Raw genomic sequence first — 17,073 nt, 5'->3', positions numbered from 1 at the left:
TCAGTACCTTTTCCAGCGCACCCAGACCGCGTAGTCGACCTCGGCGCCTTCGTGCGAGGCAAGGATCTGCTCGGCGTGGTGCCTGTCGAACTCGATGCCTACGACCGCCTCGAAATCCGCGCGGGTCTCGAACTTCCAGCGCATCATCACCGGGATGTTCGACCAACCCTGACGCTCCCAGAACCGCTCGACCGACACCAGGTCGTAGGTCGGCCACGCCTCGCGGAACCACCGCCCGAAGGTCGAGCGGGACGCGTCGTTGTCGACGACGAACGCGACACCGTCCGGCGCCATGACGCGGTCGAGCTCTTCCAGCCCCGGCTCGCAGCCGCCGCCGAAGAAGTACGCCCACCGGTTGTGCATCACGTCGACCGAGTGCTCCTCGACCGGCAGCATCTCCGCCCCACCGAGCCGGACGTCGACATTCCGGATGCCGCGCACCCGTGCCTGCGCGGTGCGCACCAACGGTTCGTGCGGCTCGACCCCGATCACGGACTCTGCCGTGCGGGCCAGCTCGGGCAGGTGGAAGCCGGTGCCGCAGCCGACGTCGAGCACCCGGGCACCGTCGAAGGAACGCACCGAACGCATCGCGTCCCAGATCAGCCCGTCGGGATCGACCCCGCGGTTCTCGATCTCGTAGATGTCGGGGTGGTCCCAGATGTTCGGTGACGGAATCGCTTGATAATCAGGCAAGTTCAGATCTTCCGACGATTCTGCTTCTCCGCGGCGAGAGTTGCAGGATGGACGAGCAGGGGCAGCATCTTGCGGTTGCCCGGACGACGCGCGACCGCAACCGCGGCCAGGTGGGCCTCGCATCGCCGAACCAGTTCTGCATACCCGGCCTCGCCCATCAGATGTTTCAGCTCTCCGGCATTCGAGACGTACAACGGGTTCTTGCCGACGTGCGCCTCGGGGTTGGCCGAGCAGTACCAGTCGAGGTCGTGTCCACCCGGACCCCAGCCGCGACGGTCGTACTCGGTGATCGTCACCTCGGTGTACGTCGACTCGTCGTTGTGCGTGACGGTGCGGAAGTCGCGCCGAATCGGCAGCTGCCAGCAGACGTCCGGCTTGATCGTGTGCGGCTCGATACCTTCGGCCATCGCGTGCTGATGGAGCGCGCATCCGGCGCCGGCGGGGAAGCCCGGCCGGTTGAGGAAGATGCATGCGCCGTCGACCACGCGGGTCTTGGTGGCGCCGTCCTCCTTCTGCGTCCAGCCCTTCTTGGAGCGGCCCTCGTCGTAGTACTGCCATTCGTCCGGACCGAGGTTCTTCGCGGCCTGCTTGACGTTCTTCAGGTCGTCCTTGTCGCTGAAGTGGGCGCCGAGCGTGCAGCACCCGTCGTCCGGGCGGTCCTCGTAGATGCCCTGGCAGCCCTGGCCGAAGATGCACATGTAGGACGAGGTGAGCCAGGTCAGGTCGACCCGGAACCGTTCGGTCGCGTCGTCCGGGTTGTCGAACTCGGCCCAGACCCGCGGGGCACGAAGGGGTGTCTCGGTCACCGGCGCATTCTCCCTTACCGATAACCTCGCCTCATGCGCCTGGGTGTGATCGACGTCGGATCGAACACCGTGCACCTTCTCGTGGTCGACGCTCACCAGGGCGCACGTCCGTTGCCGGCGTTCTCCCACAAGCGCGAACTGCGGCTGTCGGAGTACACCGACGACAGCGGACACATCGCCGACGCGGGCATCGATGAACTGGTCACGTTCATCGGGGAGTGCCAGGCGATCGCCGACGACCACGGCATCGAGGAACTCCTCCCGTTCGCCACGAGCGCGATCCGTGAGGCGCCGAACGGCGATTACGTGATCGAGCAGGTGCGCTCGCGTTCGGGTCTCGACATCCAGGTGATGCCGGGTGAGGACGAAGCCCGCCTGACCTTCCTGGCGGTACGTCGCTGGTTCGGCTGGTCGGCCGGGCGCCTGCTCGTGGTCGACATCGGCGGCGGCTCACTCGAACTGGTCACCGGTACGGACGAGGAGCCCGACGTCGCCATGAGTCTGCTGCTCGGCGCCGGACGCCTGACCCGCACGATGCACGGCGACCCGCCCTCGGCCGCCGAACTCAAGGTGCTGCGCAAGCAGATCCGGTCCGACATCGCCCGCGAGATCCGTCCGCTGACCAAGGCCGGTCTGCCCGACCGGGTCATCGGCACCAGCAAGACGATTCGCTCGCTGGCTCGCATGTGTGGCGCCGCGCCCTCGGACGAGGGGCCGTACGTCCGCCGCACGCTCTCGCGCGATGACCTGCGCACGATGGTGCCCAAGTTGTCGACGATGACTGCGGCACAGCGAACTTCGCTGCCCGGTGTCTCCGAGAGCCGCTCCCACCAGGTGCTTGCCGGTGCCATGGTCATCGAGGCCGTGATGGACCTGCTCGACATCGCCGAACTCGAGTTGTGCCCGTGGGCGATGCGCGAGGGCGTGATCCTGCGTCGGCTGGACTGGTTGGACGACTGAGTGGGGGTCGTTGACGTGCCGGACTCTCGCGTGGCGTTGTCGACCTCGTCGGTCTACCCGCTGGGGGTCGTCGGTGCGTTCGATCTCGCCGACCGGCTCGGGTACGACGGCATCGAGATCATGGTCTGGACCGACCCGATCAGCCAGGAGTCGGGTGCACTGAAGCGCCTCATCGACCACTACGGACTACCGGTCGTCTCGATCCATGCTCCGACGTTGCTGCTCACCCAGCGGGTGTGGGGCACCGATCCCTGGGGCAAGGTCGACAACTCGGTGAAGCTGGCCCAGGAGGTCGGCGCCGAGGTGGTCGTCGTGCACCCGCCGTTCCGGTGGCAGAAGGAGTACGCCGCGGAGTTCGTCGAGGGCATCGCGCAGCGGGAGGACGAGACCGGCATCGCGATCGCGGTGGAGAACATGTTCCCCTGGCGGGCCCGTGGGCGTGAGATGCAGGCCTACCTGCCGCACTGGGATCCGGTCGGCGAGTCCTACCGCCATGTGACACTCGACCTGTCGCACACCGCGACTGCCGGGTCGGACGCCGTGCAGATGGTGCACGACCTCGACGAGCGGCTGCGCCACATCCATCTCGCTGACGGCCTCGGGTCCTTCAAGGACGAACACCTCGTGCCCGGACGCGGTGGCCAGCCCTGCGCGGAAGTGCTGGAACTCATTGCCGCCCAAGGATTCTCCGGCGACGTCGTGGTGGAGGTCGGCACTCGCAAGCGCACCGACGACGATCGCGAACTCGACCTCGCCGAGGCGCTCGCCTTCGCCCGATTGCACCTGGCGGCGCCTGCGGGCTGAACCCCCGCCGGGCCCTGCGCCACTGTGGCAAGACGAATGTCGCGCAGAAACATGGCGGTAACCAAACCGCGCTAGGTTCGCATGCGTGAAAGGGATCTTCGAGGCGTACCGGAACCGCGCCGACACCTACGACGAGATGTACGCCGAGGACGCCACCACGCGTCCGGCGTATGTCGAGCTCAGGCGTCAGGTCGAACGGCTGACCCCGGACGACATGCGTACGCGAGCCGACTACCTCTCGCACACGTATCTCGACCAGGGCGTCACGTTCGACATCGGTGGCGAGGAGCGGCCGTTCCCGGTCGACATCATTCCCCGTCTGATCGACAACAAGGCCTGGTCGCACGTCGAAGCCGGTGTGGCGCAACGGGTTCGCGCACTCGAGGCATTCCTTGGTGACATCTACGGAGAGGGCCAGGTCTTCAACGACGGCGTGATCCCGCGTCGCGTCGTCACCAGCAGCCCGCACTTCCTGCGCGCCGCGAAGGGCATCAACCCTCCTGCCGGCGTGCGCGTGCACGTCGCCGGCATCGACCTCATCCGGGACGCGAAGGGCGATTTCCGGGTGCTGGAGGACAACGTCCGCATTCCCTCCGGTGTCTCCTACGTCATGACGAACCGGCGCGCAATGTCCGCCGGTCTGCCGGAAGCCTTCGCGCACCACCGCATTCGCCCGGTCACGCAGTACCCCGGCAAGTTGCTCGCCGCCCTGCGCGCCAGTGCTCCGTCCGGTATCGGCGATCCGAGCGTGGTCGTGCTTTCTCCTGGCTCCTACAACCCGGCCTACTTCGAGCACGCCTTGCTCGCTCGTCTGATGGGGGTCCGCCTCGTCGAAGGGCGCGACCTCGTCGCACAGGCCGGACGGGTCAGCGTGCGCACCACCAACGGCCTCCTACCGGTGCACGTGATCTACCGCCGGGTCGACGACGATTTCATCGATCCGGTTCATTTCAAACGGGATTCGGTACTCGGCGTGCCCGGCCTGCTGAACGCGGCCCGTCGCGGCAATGTCGCCATCGCCAACGCGGTCGGCAACGGCGTCGCCGACGACAAGCTCGTCTACACCTACATGCCCGATCTCATCCGTTATTACCTGGCGCAGGAGCCGATCCTGCCCAACGTCGACACCTGGCGGATGGAGGACGAGGACCACCGCGAAGAGGTGCTCGACCGACTGCACGAACTCGTCGTCAAGCCCGTCGACGGGGCCGGCGGCAAGGGCATCGTGATCGGCCCGCGGGCCACCATGCAAGAACTCGACGAACTGCGCGCCCGCCTCCTGGAGGACCCTCGCGGCTGGATCGCCCAGCCCGTCGTCCAGCTGAGCACCGTGCCGACGTTGATCGGCAGCGAGTTGGCGCCGCGTCACGTCGACCTGCGTCCGTTCGCGATCAACGACGGGGAGAAGGTCTGGGTGCTGCCCGGCGGCCTGACCCGCGTCGCGCTGCCCGAGGGCGAGCTGATCGTCAACTCCAGTCAGGGTGGCGGCTCGAAGGACACCTGGGTGCTGGCTCCCGAGCCCGGCGACCCGATCGTCACCCCCGAGCCCGCCGACGAGTCGGCGGTCCTGCACCCCGCACAGCGGACGGCGCGCGCTGCCGCTGAACGCGAGGCGGCGGAGGAAGCCGCAGAGACGGCGGAGGTCGTCACTCCTGGCTTCTCGCAGTCACAGGCCCAGTCACAGTCCCAGTCCCAGGGCTCGGCGCGGCAGCCGGCTCACCCCGGTCTGGACGGCGGGATGCAGAGACAGGCCCAGAGCCAGTCGCAAAGCGGTGGTGGCTCGCAGAGCCAGTCCCAGTCGCAATCGTCACAGTCGGAAGAGCCGGCCGAAGCCGGACCCCAGGAGCAACCCCAGATCGAACTCGATCCGGACGTCGAGGACGAGGGGGCGCTCTAGATCATGCTGAGTCGAATCGCTGAATCCCTCTTCTGGATCGGTCGCTACATCGAGCGCGCCGAGGCCACCGCCCGCATCCTCGACGTGCACCTGCAGTTGCTCGTCGAGGACCCGGTGCTCGACCGTGACGCCACCTGCCAGTCGCTGCTCGCGGCCATGGCCGTCGGGCACGACGGTCCGGCCGACGTGGACGAGGTGCTGCGCTCCCTGCTGACCGATTCCCAGCAGCCGTCCGCGATCGCGTACGCGCTCACCATGGCCCGCGACAACGCGCGTCGGTCGCGCGAGATCGTCTCGACCGAACTGTGGGAGGCGCTCAACACCACCCACCTGCAGGTCGCCGACGGCCAGCTCGCCTCGATGCGCCCGGCGGACGCGTTCCGTCTGGTTCGTGAGCGAGCGAACATGATCGCAGCGCTCGCCGACAACACCCAGAGCCACGACGACGGGTGGCAGTTCATCCGCCTCGGCCGGATGATCGAGCGGGTCGACATGACCGCCCGGGTCATCCTGATGACGACGTACGGCACCGGTTCGGCAGCGTCCTGGCAGGTCACCCTGCGCGCCTGCGGTGCCGCACACGCGTTCACCCGTATCTACCGGGCGTCCGAATCTCCCCGCTCCGCAGCCGAATTCCTGCTGCAGGACCGGTTGTTCCCGCGATCTGTCAGGTACTCACTCAACGAGGCGGCCACCTGCCTCGAGGAACTCAATCCCAAGCAGCACCGCACCGGCTTCTCCGGCGATGCGCGCCGCATCGTGGGGCAGGCCCTCGCCCAGCTGGAGTACCGCTCGATCAGCGACCTGCTCGGCGACGTCGCCAGGGAGATGGAGTCGCTGCAGCGGGTGTGCGCACAGGCGACCGAGGCAGTGTCCAAGCGTTACTTCGAGGGAGCTCTCCCTCCCGAGTGGATCCGAGGTGAATCGTGAGCGTGACCCTGCGCCTGGTCCACCGGGCCGGCTATACCTACTCCGGACCCGCCGTCGCGTCGTACAACGAGGCGCGCATGGTGCCCAGATCGACTCTGGCACAAACGGTTTCGCACACCAGGATGGAGATCACCCCGACGCCGTGGCAGGACTCCTGGGTCGACTACTGGGGCAGTAATGTCACCACCTTCGAGCTGCACGAACCGCACGGTGAACTCAAGGTCGTCGCCATCAGCACGGTCACCGTCCACCGCACCCGGCAGGAGGGCGAGCACCTCGGCTGGGACCAGATGCAGGAGAAGTCGGTCAGCGACGAGTACGGCGAGTTGTTGGAGTGTTCGGGCCACTGCGGCGCGGTCGGCGAGTTCGCTGCGGCCATTCAGCGGATCCGGAACGACGCCGACACCCCGGCGACGTTCGTCGAGTCCGTGGTTGCCGCGCTGCACGAGAAGGTGACCTACCGCCCGGAGCGCTTCTCGCACGCACCCCAGGCCGCGAAGGTCTGGGACGCGGGGGAGGGTGGCTCCACCGATTTCGCGCACATGATGATCACCGCGCTTCGGTCCGCCGGGATCCCGGCCCGTTTCGTCGTTGGTTACCTGCTGCGTGACAGCGAGGTGCCGATCGGCGAAGTGATCACCGGTCACGGTCACTCATGGATCGAATGGTGGGACGGCACATGGATGGCGTACGACCCTGCGATGCAGCGGGAGCCGGACGACTTCTACATTGAGGTCGCACACGGACGCGACCACACCGACGTCGCGCCACTGCGGGGCATCTTCACCGGGACGCCCGGCAGCAAGATGTCCGTCACGGTGGAAATCAGCCGACTGGCCTGACCATCGAACGAGCTGAAGGAGAGTCATGGTCGACCCGAGTGCTGTGCTGCGCAGCGGACTGATGGGCCTGAGCCGCAACACCAAGGTGCGTGACGTCGTCGAGAAGGCGCCGGTCAGCAAGGACGTCGTCAAGCGGTTCGTCGCAGGCACCTCCACCGAGGACGCCGTGCGGGTCAGCCGTGAGCTCGACGTGGAGGGCAAGCTCGCCACCATCGACTTCCTCGGCGAGGACACCCTCGACCGTGCGCAGGCGATCCACACCCGCGACGCCTACCTCGATCTGCTCGCCGAGCTCGCCGACGCCTGCCTCACCGACGGCGGACGTGTCGAGGTCAGCGTGAAGCTCAGCGCACTCGGCCAGGCCCTGCCCAAGGACGGTCGCAAGATCTCCCTGGAGCACGCTCGCTCGATCTGCGAGGCCGCGGCAATCGCCGGCACCACGGTGACTCTCGACATGGAGGATCACACCACCACCGACGCGACGCTGGAGACCCTCGCCGAGCTGCGCAAGGACTTCCCCGACACCGGTGCCGTGCTGCAGGCCTACCTGCGCCGCACCGAGGGTGACTGCAGCGACCTCGCGTACGAAGGCAGCCGCGTCCGCCTGTGCAAGGGTGCGTACGCCGAGCCGGCGTCCGTCGCCTTCGCCGACAAGGGCGAGATCGACATGAACTACGTGAAGTGCATGCGGGTGTTGATGGAGGGCGAGGGCTACCCGATGATCGCCAGCCACGACCCGCGCATCGTCGAGATCGCCGGTTCGCTCGCGACCAAAAACCTCCGCGCCCCCGACTCGTTCGAGTACCAGATGCTCTATGGCATCCGCCCGAACGAGCAGCAGCGTCTCGCGGACGCCGGAAACCAGGTGCGCGTGTACGTCCCGTACGGCGACGAGTGGTACGGCTACCTGGTGCGTCGAATGGCCGAACGACCGTCGAACACGGCGTTCTTCCTGCGTGCGCTGAGCAGCCGCAGCTGAACCCCGTCCGTTCCATCCCGGAGGTACCAGTGTCAGAATCCTCGGCACCCGCGGGCACCCCGCGTCGCCTGGCCGTACTCGGCGTCGGCGTGATGGGGGAGGCCCTGCTCGCCGGTCTGTTGCGCAGCGGTCAGCCCGCTGATCACGTCGTGGTCGGTGACCGGCACGAGGCCCGCGCGCATCAGATCCTCGCCACGCACGGTGTCCGGGCCGCGTCCCCGGCGGACGCCGTCGTAGGCGCCGACACAGTGGTGCTCGCGGTGAAACCACAGGACATGAGTGCGCTGCTGGACGAGATCCGCGACCGGCTCGAACCGGGAGCGCTGGTGGTTTCGATCGCCGCCGGAATCGCCACGGCGTACCTGGAGGCGCGGTTGCCCGAAGGGACCCCGGTCGCCCGCGCGATGCCCAACACCCCGGCGCTCGTTGATCAGGGCATGGCCGCGGTCAGCCCCGGAACCCATTGCGGCGCCGACGATCTCGCCGAGGCGACCCGTCTGCTCGAGGGCTGCGGCAAGGTCGTCACGGTCGCCGAGCACCACATGGACGCGATCACCGCGATCAGCGGCAGCGGCCCCGCGTACCTGTTCTACGTGGTCGAGGCGATGATCGAGGCCGGCGTGCTGCTCGGGCTGCCGCGCAACACCTCGACCGAGCTCGTCGTCCAGACCGTCGTCGGCGCGGCCACCATGCTCAAAGAGACAGGTGAGCACCCGACCGTGCTGCGCGAGCAGGTGTCCTCACCCGGGGGAACGACGATGGCGGCGTTGCGGCAACTGGACGACCACAAGGTGCGCGCGGCTTTCCTGACCGCGATGGAAGCCGCCGCACATCGCTCCGCCGAACTGGCCCAGGGCTGACCGTGCCCACCTGGCCGGGCGTGTCGTCGGTCGTGCCGGATAGGCTGCAGCCGCGACTTCCGGCCCGGAGCCGGGAGGAAATGCTTGGCATGGAAAGGTGGAGTGCATGAGCGAAATCACGATTCGCGCGCTTGGTACGGACGAGTGGGAGACCTACCGTTCCGTTCGCCTGAGCTCGCTGGAGGAGTCGCCCGAGGCCTTCGCCGCATCCGCAGCCCAGGAGAAGGACTACGACGAGGACTTCTGGCGTACTCGCCTGGAGCGCTCCCGTCGGTTGATCGCGCAGGACGGTGACGACATCGTCGGAGTGGTCTCCGTCGGAGACCGCAGCACCGACGAGGCGCGTGTGGGCGAACTGTTCGGACTATGGGTCACCCCGCGCCTGCGTGGCCAGGGTGTGGCCTGGAAGTTGGTCGAGGCCGGCGTCGAGAAGGCCAAACAGGAGAGCTACAAGTTCCTGCTCTATTGGGTCGGCACCGACAACGGTCGGGCCGTCGCCTTCGCGAGCAGCTTCGGATTCCGTCCCACCGATTCGCGTCGTCCGATGAAGGGTGCCACTGAAGACACCCAGGACGACGATGAGATGGCGATGGTCTACCCCCTCGGCGACGACCCGTCCTCGGTGCCGTCGTCGGTCCTCGACTGATCCTTCGTCGCCGGCGCAGGAACACCACCTACTCGTAGAAGCCGCAGGCGCCCATGGCATCGACAACGCCGTCGGTCCGAGTCGTCTGGGATGACCGACTCACCCAGTACGACTTCGGGGAAACGCACCCGATGAACCCGGTCCGGTTGGACCTCACCACCCGGCTGGCACGCGCGCTCGGCGTGCTCGACCTGCCCGGCGTCGAAGTGGTCGGTGTCGACGACGAACCCGATCTCGACGCCTTTCTCACGGGAGTGCACAGCCCCGACTTCGTCGATGCGGTCAAGGCCGCCTCCCTGGATCCGGCGAATGCCGACGAGCGCTTCGGGCTGGGCACCGAGGACGACCCGGCTTTCGTCGGCATCCATGAGACCTCCGCCCGCATCGCCGTCGCGACCCGCGACCTGTGCAAGGCCGTCTGGCAGGGCGAGATCGACCACGGCGTCAACTACTGCGGCGGCATGCACCACGCGATGGCTGACCGCGCCGCCGGCTTCTGCATCTACAACGATGCCGCTCTCGGCATCAGGTGGCTGCTCGACAACGGCGTCGAACGTGTCGCCTACATCGACGTCGACGTGCACCACGGCGACGGCGTCGAGCAGATCTTCTGGAACGACCCGCGAGTGCTGACCATCTCGGTGCACGAAACCGGACGAATCCTGTTCCCCGGCACCGGTTTTCCCGGTGACATCGGTGGTCCGGAAGCCGAGGGCTCGGCTGCGAACCTCGAACTCCCGGCGGGCACCGGGGACGCTGCCTGGCTGCGGGCGATCCACGCGGTGGTGCCGTCGCTGGTGCGCGCGTTCAAGCCGCAGATCCTGGTGACCCAGCAGGGCTGCGACTCCCACTACTCCGACCCGCTCGCGCACATGGCGATCAGCATCGACGCTCAGCGCACCGCGTTCGAGACCATCCACGACCTGGCTCACGAGGTCTGTGACGGACGCTGGGTCGCGCTCGGCGGAGGAGGCTACGAACTGGTCGACGTCGTCCCGCGCTCGTGGACGCACCTCACCGCGATCGCCGCGCACAAGCCGATCGATCTTGAGACGCCCGTCCCGCAGGAGTGGCGCGACCACGTCACAGAGCGCGTCGGGCGCCCGGGCCCGCCGCGGATGGGCGACGGCGTGGCCGAGGGAGGGCATGTCTGGTTCCGTTCCTGGGCCACCGGCAGCGACCCCGACAACCCGGTCGACCGCGCCGTGATGGCCACCCGTGAAGCGGTCTTCCCGCACCATGGCCTGGACATCTGGTTCGATTGAGATCGCACCCCACAGGGCACCGATGCGGAGCGGCCGGGCAGTATTTCGAGCGGTTTCGGCCACTGTCGGCGTGTCGGATGGACAAAGTCCCCCAGAACTTTCCAAGGGAGCACATCTGCCCCTAAGGTGCTCCAAGGCAACATCAACCACATGAGTTCAGCGCAGACCGCCCTGGGCCATGGCTTCCATCGCCACGAGAGGGCTGGGATCCTAAATGGAGCAAGAGCGTCAGATCGGCGAGACCACATTCATGACGGTCGCCGAGGTGGCCGCGATCATGCGGGTCTCCAAGATGACGGTCTACCGCCTCGTGCACGCCGGTGAACTGCCGGCCGTCCGTGTCGGTCGGTCGTTCCGGGTACCCGAGGACGCGGTGCACCACTACCTCAAGCAGTCCTACATGGGCACCGCCTGATTTTCCGGCCTCGCCGTCGATGGCGTAAAGTAGCCCGAAGGGCTCGCGCCCACTGACTTTTCTGTTCCTCGATAACCAGTTAGGACACCGCTGACGCATGGGTTCCGTGATCAAGAAGCGCCGTAAGCGCATGGCCAAGAAGAAGCACCGCAAGTTGTTGCGCAAGACGCGTCACCAGCGCCGTAACAAGAAGTAAGGCTTCTTCGCCACAAGATGGCTCCGTCCGATTCGGACGGAGCCTCTTGCGTAGGGTCCCGAACGCATAGGATCGGGGCGTCGAAAGGGGTGAGCATGGGACGGATCGTCCTCGTCACGGGTGTTTCGCGCCGGATCGGTGGTCGCACCGCCGAACTGCTGTCCCGTGACCCCGAGATCGAGAAGGTCATCGCGGTCGACGCGGTACCGCCCTCGCACAGCCTGGGCCGTGCCCAGTTCGTGCGCGCCGACATCCGCAACCCGATGGTCGGCAAGGTGATCGCCCATGAGGGCGTCGACACAGTGCTGCACCTCGGCGTGATCCTCACCCCCAAACAGGCCGGTGGACGCACCTCCCAGAAGGAGATCAATGTCATCGGGACGATGCAGTTGTTGGCCGCCTGCCAGCGCGCGTCCTCCCTGCAGCGGCTGGTCGTGAAGTCGTCGTCCGCGGTCTACGGCTCCTCGCCGCGCGACCCCGCGATGTTCACCGAAGAACTCCAGGCCAGGCGGATGCCCGCCGGTGGATTCGGCAAGGACTCGGCGGAGGTCGAGAACTACGTGCGAGGCTTCGCGCGCCGTCGTCCCGACGTCCAGGTCGCCACCCTGCGCATGGCCAATGTCGTCGGACGCGGTTTCAGTAGCCAGCTGTCCGATTACTTCTCGATGCCGATCATGCCGGTACCGATGGGGTTCGACGGACGGATGCAACTACTGCACTTCGACGACGCGCTGCAGGCGTTGCGCGCCGCGACATTGTCCGATCTCGACGGCACGATCAACATTGCGGCCGACGGACTGCTCACTGTCCGTCAGGCTGCGCGGATCGCAGGCAAGCCGATCGTCCCGGTCGTGCCTCAGACAAGCGGTCTGGTCGAGCAGCTCACTCGCCGGGTCGGACTCAAGGGCTTCGCGGCGTCCCAGATGGACTTCCTGTGTTACGGGCGAGGAATGGACACCAGCCGAATGCGCACTGAGCTCCGGTTCGAGCCCGCACTGACCACACGTGAGGCGTTCGCCGACGTGTTCGCTTCACCATCACGACGCGCGGCCTTGGTCGGAGCTGCGCATGGCTGAGCCCAAGGGCCGCAAGCCGGCTGCCAAATCCGCTGCGAACCAGGCGCCATCGGCCAAACCGGCGTCCAAGCGCGCCACCAAGGCGTCGACGCCGCGCAAGACCGCGGCCAAGCCACTGCGTGCTGCCGCGCGAACCGATGACTCGCTCGGCTCGAAGACGACCCGTCGGCCCACCCGGTCGTCAGTACAGGCGAAGGCGAAGTCGCCGCGTCCGGCGCTGCACGTCGTGCCCGACCCGGCGCCCGATCAGGACGAGGGGTTCGCCGCCACCGGCAATCCGTTCGAGAACAAGCTGCCCTTCGGACTGCCGGTCGACCCGGCCATCTTCGTCCAGACGCTGATCTCGGTGCTGCGCGCGGCAGGCACTGCCGCCGGGTTGTCGGGTGATGACCTCGAACGCCGGGTCGCGTCCGCGCTGGCCTTCCTGCGGCGACGGCTCAACGGTGACTACGCGATCGACGATTTCGGTTTCGACGAGGAGTTCACCCGCGAGATCTGGATCCCGTTGCTGCGGCCGCTGTACAAGCGTTGGTTCCGGGTCGAGGTGCGTGGCATCGAGAACATCCCGGCCGAGGGCAGGGGCCTGGTGGTCGCGAACCACTCCGGCACCGTTCCGGTCGACGGACTGATGACCCAGGTCGCGATCCATGACGAGCACCCGAACCACCGTTTCGTGCGGATGCTCGGAGCCGACCTGGTCTTCCAGTCGCCGTTCATCGGAGAGTTGTCCCGTAAGTCCGGCACCACGCTGGCGGCCAACCCCGACGCCGAGCGCTTGCTCGAATCGGACGAACTGGTCGCCGTCTTCCCCGAGGGGTTCAAGGGCGTCGGCAAGCCGTTCAGCGACCGCTACCGTCTGCAGCGCTTCGGTCGCGGTGGCTTCGTGTCCGCAGCCGTCCGTGCCGGCGCCCCGATCATCCCGTGTTCGATCGTCGGAGCAGAGGAGATCTTCCCGATGATCGGCAACGCCAAGAGCGTGGCCAGGCTGCTCGGTTTCCCCTACTTCCCGATCACCCCGACGTTCCCGTTGTTCGGCCTGCTCGGTGCGATCCCGTTGCCGAGCAAGTGGATCATCGAGTTCGGCACGCCGATCGAGACCGAGCACCACGGCTCTGCCGCCGCCGATGACCCGATGGTGTTGTTCGACGTCACCGACCAGGTGCGCGAGACCATCCAGCAGACGCTGTACTCCCTACTGCTGGAACGACGTTCGGTCTTCTTCTGATGGCGCGCATCACCCTGTACGGCAAGCCCGGCTGCCACCTGTGCGACGACGCCCGCACGGTGATCCAGCGGGTCTGCGCCGATCTGGGGGAGCAGTACGAGGAGTTCTCGATCGAGGGCGACGCCGACCTGATGCACACGTACGGCGAACTGATCCCGGTCACGCTCATCGACGGCAAGCAGCACGACTACTGGCGGGTCAGCGAGTCCCGACTGCGTACTGCCCTCACCGCCTGAAACTGTTCGCGAAGGCCGAGGGTGGCTATACCACAGAGGCCTTGTAGCACGTTTCGCGCGTTCATGCGACTTTGTGCCTGCGTTCACGAGGACTTACTCTCGGGGGGTCATGTGCCAGGGATGACGAGCGTTTGGTATACGCCGCCATCTCATCGGGAGGAGATTCGTTCCCTGTGACCAACACGTCCGCGTCGCGCCGGGACATCCCGGATGCGACCGTCGCTCGGCTGCCGGTGTACCTGCGGGTGCTCCGTGCCCTCAGCGGCCGTGGGATCGACGTCGTGTCCTCGGACGAACTGGCTGACGCCGCAGGCGTTCGCTCCGCCGGTCTGCGCAAGGACCTCTCCTACCTCGGCTCCTACGGCGTGCGTGGTGTCGGTTACGACGTCGAGCGCCTGTCGGAGGAGATCACCCGCGAACTGGGCCTACAGAGCGACTTCGCCGTCGCCATCGTCGGCATGGGCAACCTCGGCCGCGCGTTGGCCGACTACCGCGGATTCGCCACTCGCGGCTTCGAGGTGCGCTGGCTCATCGACAACGACCCGGCCTTGACCGGCATGCATGTGGGTGCTCTGGCGATCGTCGACTTCGACGGCTTCCGCCCTGCCGCCGACGAGTCGGTCATCGGGGTGATCGCCACGCCGCCGCACGCTGCGCAGGCCGCCGCCGATGATCTCGTGGCCCGCGGCGTCCGCTCCATCCTGAACTTCGCCTCCGAGCCGCTCGATCTGCCGGAATCGGTCGCCGTGCGCAAGGTCGACCTCGCCACCGAACTGCAGATCCTGGCCTTCCACGATCAGCGCACCCGTCCCGAACCTGCTCCCCTTGTGGAGGTTCCTTCGTGAGTCTCCTGGTCGTTGGGTTGTCGCACCGTTCGGCGCCCGTCGAGTTGCTCGAGCGCGCCGCCCTGTCCGGTGAGCGCGGCGCGCGGCTGGACGCCGTGCTGCGCGGCGGCGACCACGTCGAGGAATGGATGATCGTGTCCACCTGCAACCGGGTGGAGATCTACGGCGAGGTCGGCACCTTCCACGGTGCCGTCACCCAGATCAGCGAATCGCTCTGCGCGGTAACGGGACTCAGCCTCGAAGAGCTCGGCGACAGTCTGTACGCCCACTACGAGGAGCGGGCGATCGCGCACTTGTTCTCCGTGGCCGCCGGGCTCGACTCGCTCGCGATCGGCGAGAGCCAGATCCTCGGTCAGTTGCGCAGTTCCCTGCAGGACGGCCGCGAACACGGGCACCTCGGGAGTGCGCTGGAGAACGTCGCCCAGCAGGCGCTGCGCGTCGGCAAGAAGGTGCACGCCGAGACCGAGATCGACCGGGTCAGCAAGGGCCTGATCGAGCGTGGAGTTGCGCTCGCCGAACACCGGATCGGCCCGATCCAGCGGGCCCGTGCGACGGTCATCGGTTCGGGTGCGATGAGTGCGCTCGCCACCCACACCCTCAGCCGGATGGGCGTGGAGAACATCACGATCGTCAGCCGGACGCTGGAGAACGCGCGCCGCCTGGCTGCGGCCACCGGCGCCACCGCGCGAGAGTGGGACGAGCGTGCCGACGCGATCGCCGAGTCCGACTTCGTCGTGTCCTGCACCGGAGCCGTAGGACATGTCGTCGAGATCGAGCACGTCACCGGCGGCGACCGTCCGAAGGTCTTCCTCGACCTCGCCCTGCCCCGCGACGTCGACCCCGCGGTCGCCGTCCTCGACGCAGTCACCGTGCTCTGGCTCGAGGACCTGCGCGAGGTCACCGAGTCCGAGGGTTCGCGCTCGCAGGTGCACGCCGTCGAGGAGATGGTCACCGCCGAGGTCGCCGAGTTCGTGCTCAATCGGCGCGCCGCATCCGTCGGCCCGACCGTCGCCGCGATCCGCCGGTACGCCGCCGACGTGGTCGCGACCGAACTGGAACGCCTGGACTCCCGCGTCGAACTGGACGACCGCCAACGCGCGCAGGTGCAGCTCAGCGTCCACCGCATCGTGGAGAAGTTGTTGCACACCCCGACCGTGCGGATGAAACAACTCGCGGGCTCCGAGGACGGCAGTGAGTACACCTCCCTGCTGCGCACGCTCTTCGACATCGACCCCTTCGTCTCGAAGGTGTCGTCCATCCCGCGACAGGTAGGAGGCGACTCATGAGCGCACTTCGGCTCGGCACCCGCCGGTCCCACCTGGCGATGACCCAGTCCGGCCATGTCGCCGACGCGCTGCGTGCGCTCGGTCACGAGGTCGAACTGGTCGAGATCGTCACCGAGGGCGACACCAACCGCGCCCCGCTGACCCAGATCGGTGGCACGGGAGTCTTCGCAGCCGCCCTGCGCGAAGCGCTGCTGCAGGGCGAGGTCGACCTCGCGGTGCACTCGCTCAAGGACCTCCCTGCTGCGGGGCACCCCGGCCTTACGGTCGCCGGTATCCCGCGACGAGAGGACCCGCGTGACGCCTTGGTAGCCCGCGACGGACTGACCCTCGGCGAACTTCCTCCCGGCTCGAGCATCGGCACCGGCTCGCCGCGCCGCGTCGCAGCGTTGAACGCGCTCGGCCTCGGCTTCGAGGTGCGGCCGCTGCGCGGCAATGTCGACTCCCGCTTGGCGCGGGTCAGCGACGGCGAACTGGACGCGATCATCCTGGCCTGCTCCGGGCTTCGCCGGATCGGACGGCAGGACCGCATCACCGAGGCGATCGACCCGCTGCAGATGCTGCCGGCCCCGGGGCAGGGTGCACTCGCCATCGAGGTGCGCGCGGACGACCGGCGGATGATCGACATCGTCGGCGCACTCGACGACGCCGACACCCGCGCCGCCGTGACCGCCGAACGAGCCGTTCTGCTCGGACTCAAGGCAGGGTGCTCGGCACCCGTCGGTGCGCTCGCCGAAGTCGTCGAGGACGTCGACGGCAGCCTGGAGATCTCGCTTCGGGCGTTCGTCGGAGCACCCGACGGCAGCGATGACCTGCGCCGCTCGATCACCGGCCCGTTCGACAAGGCCGAACAACTGGGCCTCGACCTGGCACAGATGCTGCTGGAGGACGGGGCGGACCGGATCATCGCCGACGCCGGTGGTGACGATGCGGTGGCGGGGAGCGTGCGAGCCGGCACCGAGGAGGAGCACCGGCAGAAAGCACAGGCGCAGCATCACGGGGCGTACGAAATCGTCGCCGACGCGTGCGAACCCCCTCCCGGGCGACCAACCAACGCCGGCTCGGCCGGCGGCCCCGAAAGTCCGAACAACAAACACCGACGCCATGGAGCGTGA

General features: G+C 67.5%; 19 protein-coding genes. 17 read left to right on the top strand and 2 right to left on the bottom strand.

Annotation, left to right across the window (positions count from 1 at the left end; all coding sequences use genetic code 11):
- Both ACYU8W_RS14215 and ACYU8W_RS14210 read right to left on the bottom strand, forming a co-directional pair.
- On the bottom strand, positions 1 to 693 hold the full coding sequence (locus tag ACYU8W_RS14215; RefSeq protein ID WP_499470061.1) for a class I SAM-dependent methyltransferase: 693 nt from the start codon (positions 691 to 693) through the stop codon (positions 1 to 3).
- Between the two features lie 2 nt (positions 694 to 695).
- Complete coding sequence (locus ACYU8W_RS14210) at positions 696 to 1,499, bottom strand: DUF3109 family protein (protein WP_129625194.1); 804 nt, start codon at positions 1,497 to 1,499, stop codon at positions 696 to 698.
- A 33-nt stretch (positions 1,500 to 1,532) separates the two neighbouring features.
- Here ACYU8W_RS14210 and ACYU8W_RS14205 point away from each other — a divergent pair, with 33 nt between their 5' ends.
- The 17 genes from ACYU8W_RS14205 to hemC all read left to right on the top strand — a co-directional run bounded on the left by ACYU8W_RS14205 (position 1,533) and on the right by hemC (position 17,073).
- Positions 1,533 to 2,459 (top strand): Ppx/GppA family phosphatase, encoded by a 927-nt coding sequence (locus tag ACYU8W_RS14205; RefSeq protein WP_239702468.1) that lies wholly within the window; start codon positions 1,533 to 1,535, stop codon positions 2,457 to 2,459.
- 15 nt (positions 2,460 to 2,474) lie between these two features.
- Positions 2,475 to 3,263 (top strand): sugar phosphate isomerase/epimerase family protein, encoded by a 789-nt coding sequence (locus ACYU8W_RS14200; RefSeq protein WP_239702467.1) that lies wholly within the window; start codon positions 2,475 to 2,477, stop codon positions 3,261 to 3,263.
- Positions 3,264 to 3,399: 136 nt separating this feature from the next.
- Complete coding sequence (locus ACYU8W_RS14195; protein ID WP_499470399.1) at positions 3,400 to 5,160, top strand: circularly permuted type 2 ATP-grasp protein; 1,761 nt, start codon at positions 3,400 to 3,402, stop codon at positions 5,158 to 5,160.
- 3 nt (positions 5,161 to 5,163) lie between these two features.
- The gene (locus ACYU8W_RS14190) at positions 5,164 to 6,090 is read left to right on the top strand and encodes an alpha-E domain-containing protein (RefSeq protein WP_499470058.1); all 927 of its coding nucleotides are present in this window, start codon (positions 5,164 to 5,166) and stop codon (positions 6,088 to 6,090) included.
- On the top strand, positions 6,087 to 6,932 hold the full coding sequence (locus ACYU8W_RS14185) for a transglutaminase family protein (protein ID WP_499470056.1): 846 nt from the start codon (positions 6,087 to 6,089) through the stop codon (positions 6,930 to 6,932). Before ACYU8W_RS14190 ends, ACYU8W_RS14185 begins: the two co-directional genes overlap by 4 nt.
- A gap of 25 nt (positions 6,933 to 6,957) precedes the next feature.
- Entirely contained in the window at positions 6,958 to 7,911 is a 954-nt protein-coding gene (locus tag ACYU8W_RS14180) for a proline dehydrogenase family protein (protein WP_499470054.1), read from the top strand.
- 29 nt (positions 7,912 to 7,940) lie between these two features.
- Positions 7,941 to 8,771, top strand: coding sequence for a pyrroline-5-carboxylate reductase (proC, locus tag ACYU8W_RS14175; protein ID WP_345770865.1), 831 nt, complete (start codon positions 7,941 to 7,943; stop codon positions 8,769 to 8,771).
- Positions 8,772 to 8,877: 106 nt separating this feature from the next.
- Complete coding sequence (locus tag ACYU8W_RS14170; protein ID WP_239702464.1) at positions 8,878 to 9,417, top strand: GNAT family N-acetyltransferase; 540 nt, start codon at positions 8,878 to 8,880, stop codon at positions 9,415 to 9,417.
- A 53-nt stretch (positions 9,418 to 9,470) separates the two neighbouring features.
- A complete protein-coding gene (locus ACYU8W_RS14165) occupies positions 9,471 to 10,682 on the top strand; it encodes an acetoin utilization protein AcuC (protein WP_499470051.1) in 1,212 nt (403 codons plus the stop codon).
- Positions 10,683 to 10,896: 214 nt separating this feature from the next.
- Positions 10,897 to 11,097: a helix-turn-helix domain-containing protein gene (locus tag ACYU8W_RS14160; protein ID WP_141927542.1), complete on the top strand. Its 201-nt coding sequence runs from the start codon at positions 10,897 to 10,899 to the stop codon at positions 11,095 to 11,097.
- A gap of 97 nt (positions 11,098 to 11,194) precedes the next feature.
- Positions 11,195 to 11,293 (top strand): 30S ribosomal protein bS22, encoded by a 99-nt coding sequence (locus ACYU8W_RS14155; protein WP_003792170.1) that lies wholly within the window; start codon positions 11,195 to 11,197, stop codon positions 11,291 to 11,293.
- Positions 11,294 to 11,388: 95 nt separating this feature from the next.
- A complete protein-coding gene (locus ACYU8W_RS14150; protein WP_499470047.1) occupies positions 11,389 to 12,369 on the top strand; it encodes an NAD-dependent epimerase/dehydratase family protein in 981 nt (326 codons plus the stop codon).
- Complete coding sequence (locus ACYU8W_RS14145; RefSeq protein ID WP_499470045.1) at positions 12,362 to 13,594, top strand: lysophospholipid acyltransferase family protein; 1,233 nt, start codon at positions 12,362 to 12,364, stop codon at positions 13,592 to 13,594. The genes ACYU8W_RS14150 and ACYU8W_RS14145 overlap by 8 nt, the downstream gene beginning before the upstream one ends.
- Positions 13,594 to 13,830: a glutaredoxin family protein gene (locus tag ACYU8W_RS14140; RefSeq protein WP_129625204.1), complete on the top strand. Its 237-nt coding sequence runs from the start codon at positions 13,594 to 13,596 to the stop codon at positions 13,828 to 13,830. The genes ACYU8W_RS14145 and ACYU8W_RS14140 overlap by 1 nt, the downstream gene beginning before the upstream one ends.
- 173 nt (positions 13,831 to 14,003) lie before the next feature.
- Positions 14,004 to 14,675: a redox-sensing transcriptional repressor Rex gene (locus tag ACYU8W_RS14135; RefSeq protein WP_129625205.1), complete on the top strand. Its 672-nt coding sequence runs from the start codon at positions 14,004 to 14,006 to the stop codon at positions 14,673 to 14,675.
- Entirely contained in the window at positions 14,672 to 15,961 is a 1,290-nt protein-coding gene (locus ACYU8W_RS14130; RefSeq protein WP_499470042.1) for a glutamyl-tRNA reductase, read from the top strand. The genes ACYU8W_RS14135 and ACYU8W_RS14130 overlap by 4 nt, the downstream gene beginning before the upstream one ends.
- The gene (hemC, locus tag ACYU8W_RS14125) at positions 15,958 to 17,073 is read left to right on the top strand and encodes a hydroxymethylbilane synthase (protein ID WP_129625207.1); all 1,116 of its coding nucleotides are present in this window, start codon (positions 15,958 to 15,960) and stop codon (positions 17,071 to 17,073) included. The genes ACYU8W_RS14130 and hemC overlap by 4 nt, the downstream gene beginning before the upstream one ends.

This window comes from Yimella radicis (assembly GCF_054778255.1).
The sequence above is the reverse complement of the archived record's forward strand: the minus strand, read 5'-3'. Positions and strand labels throughout refer to the sequence as shown.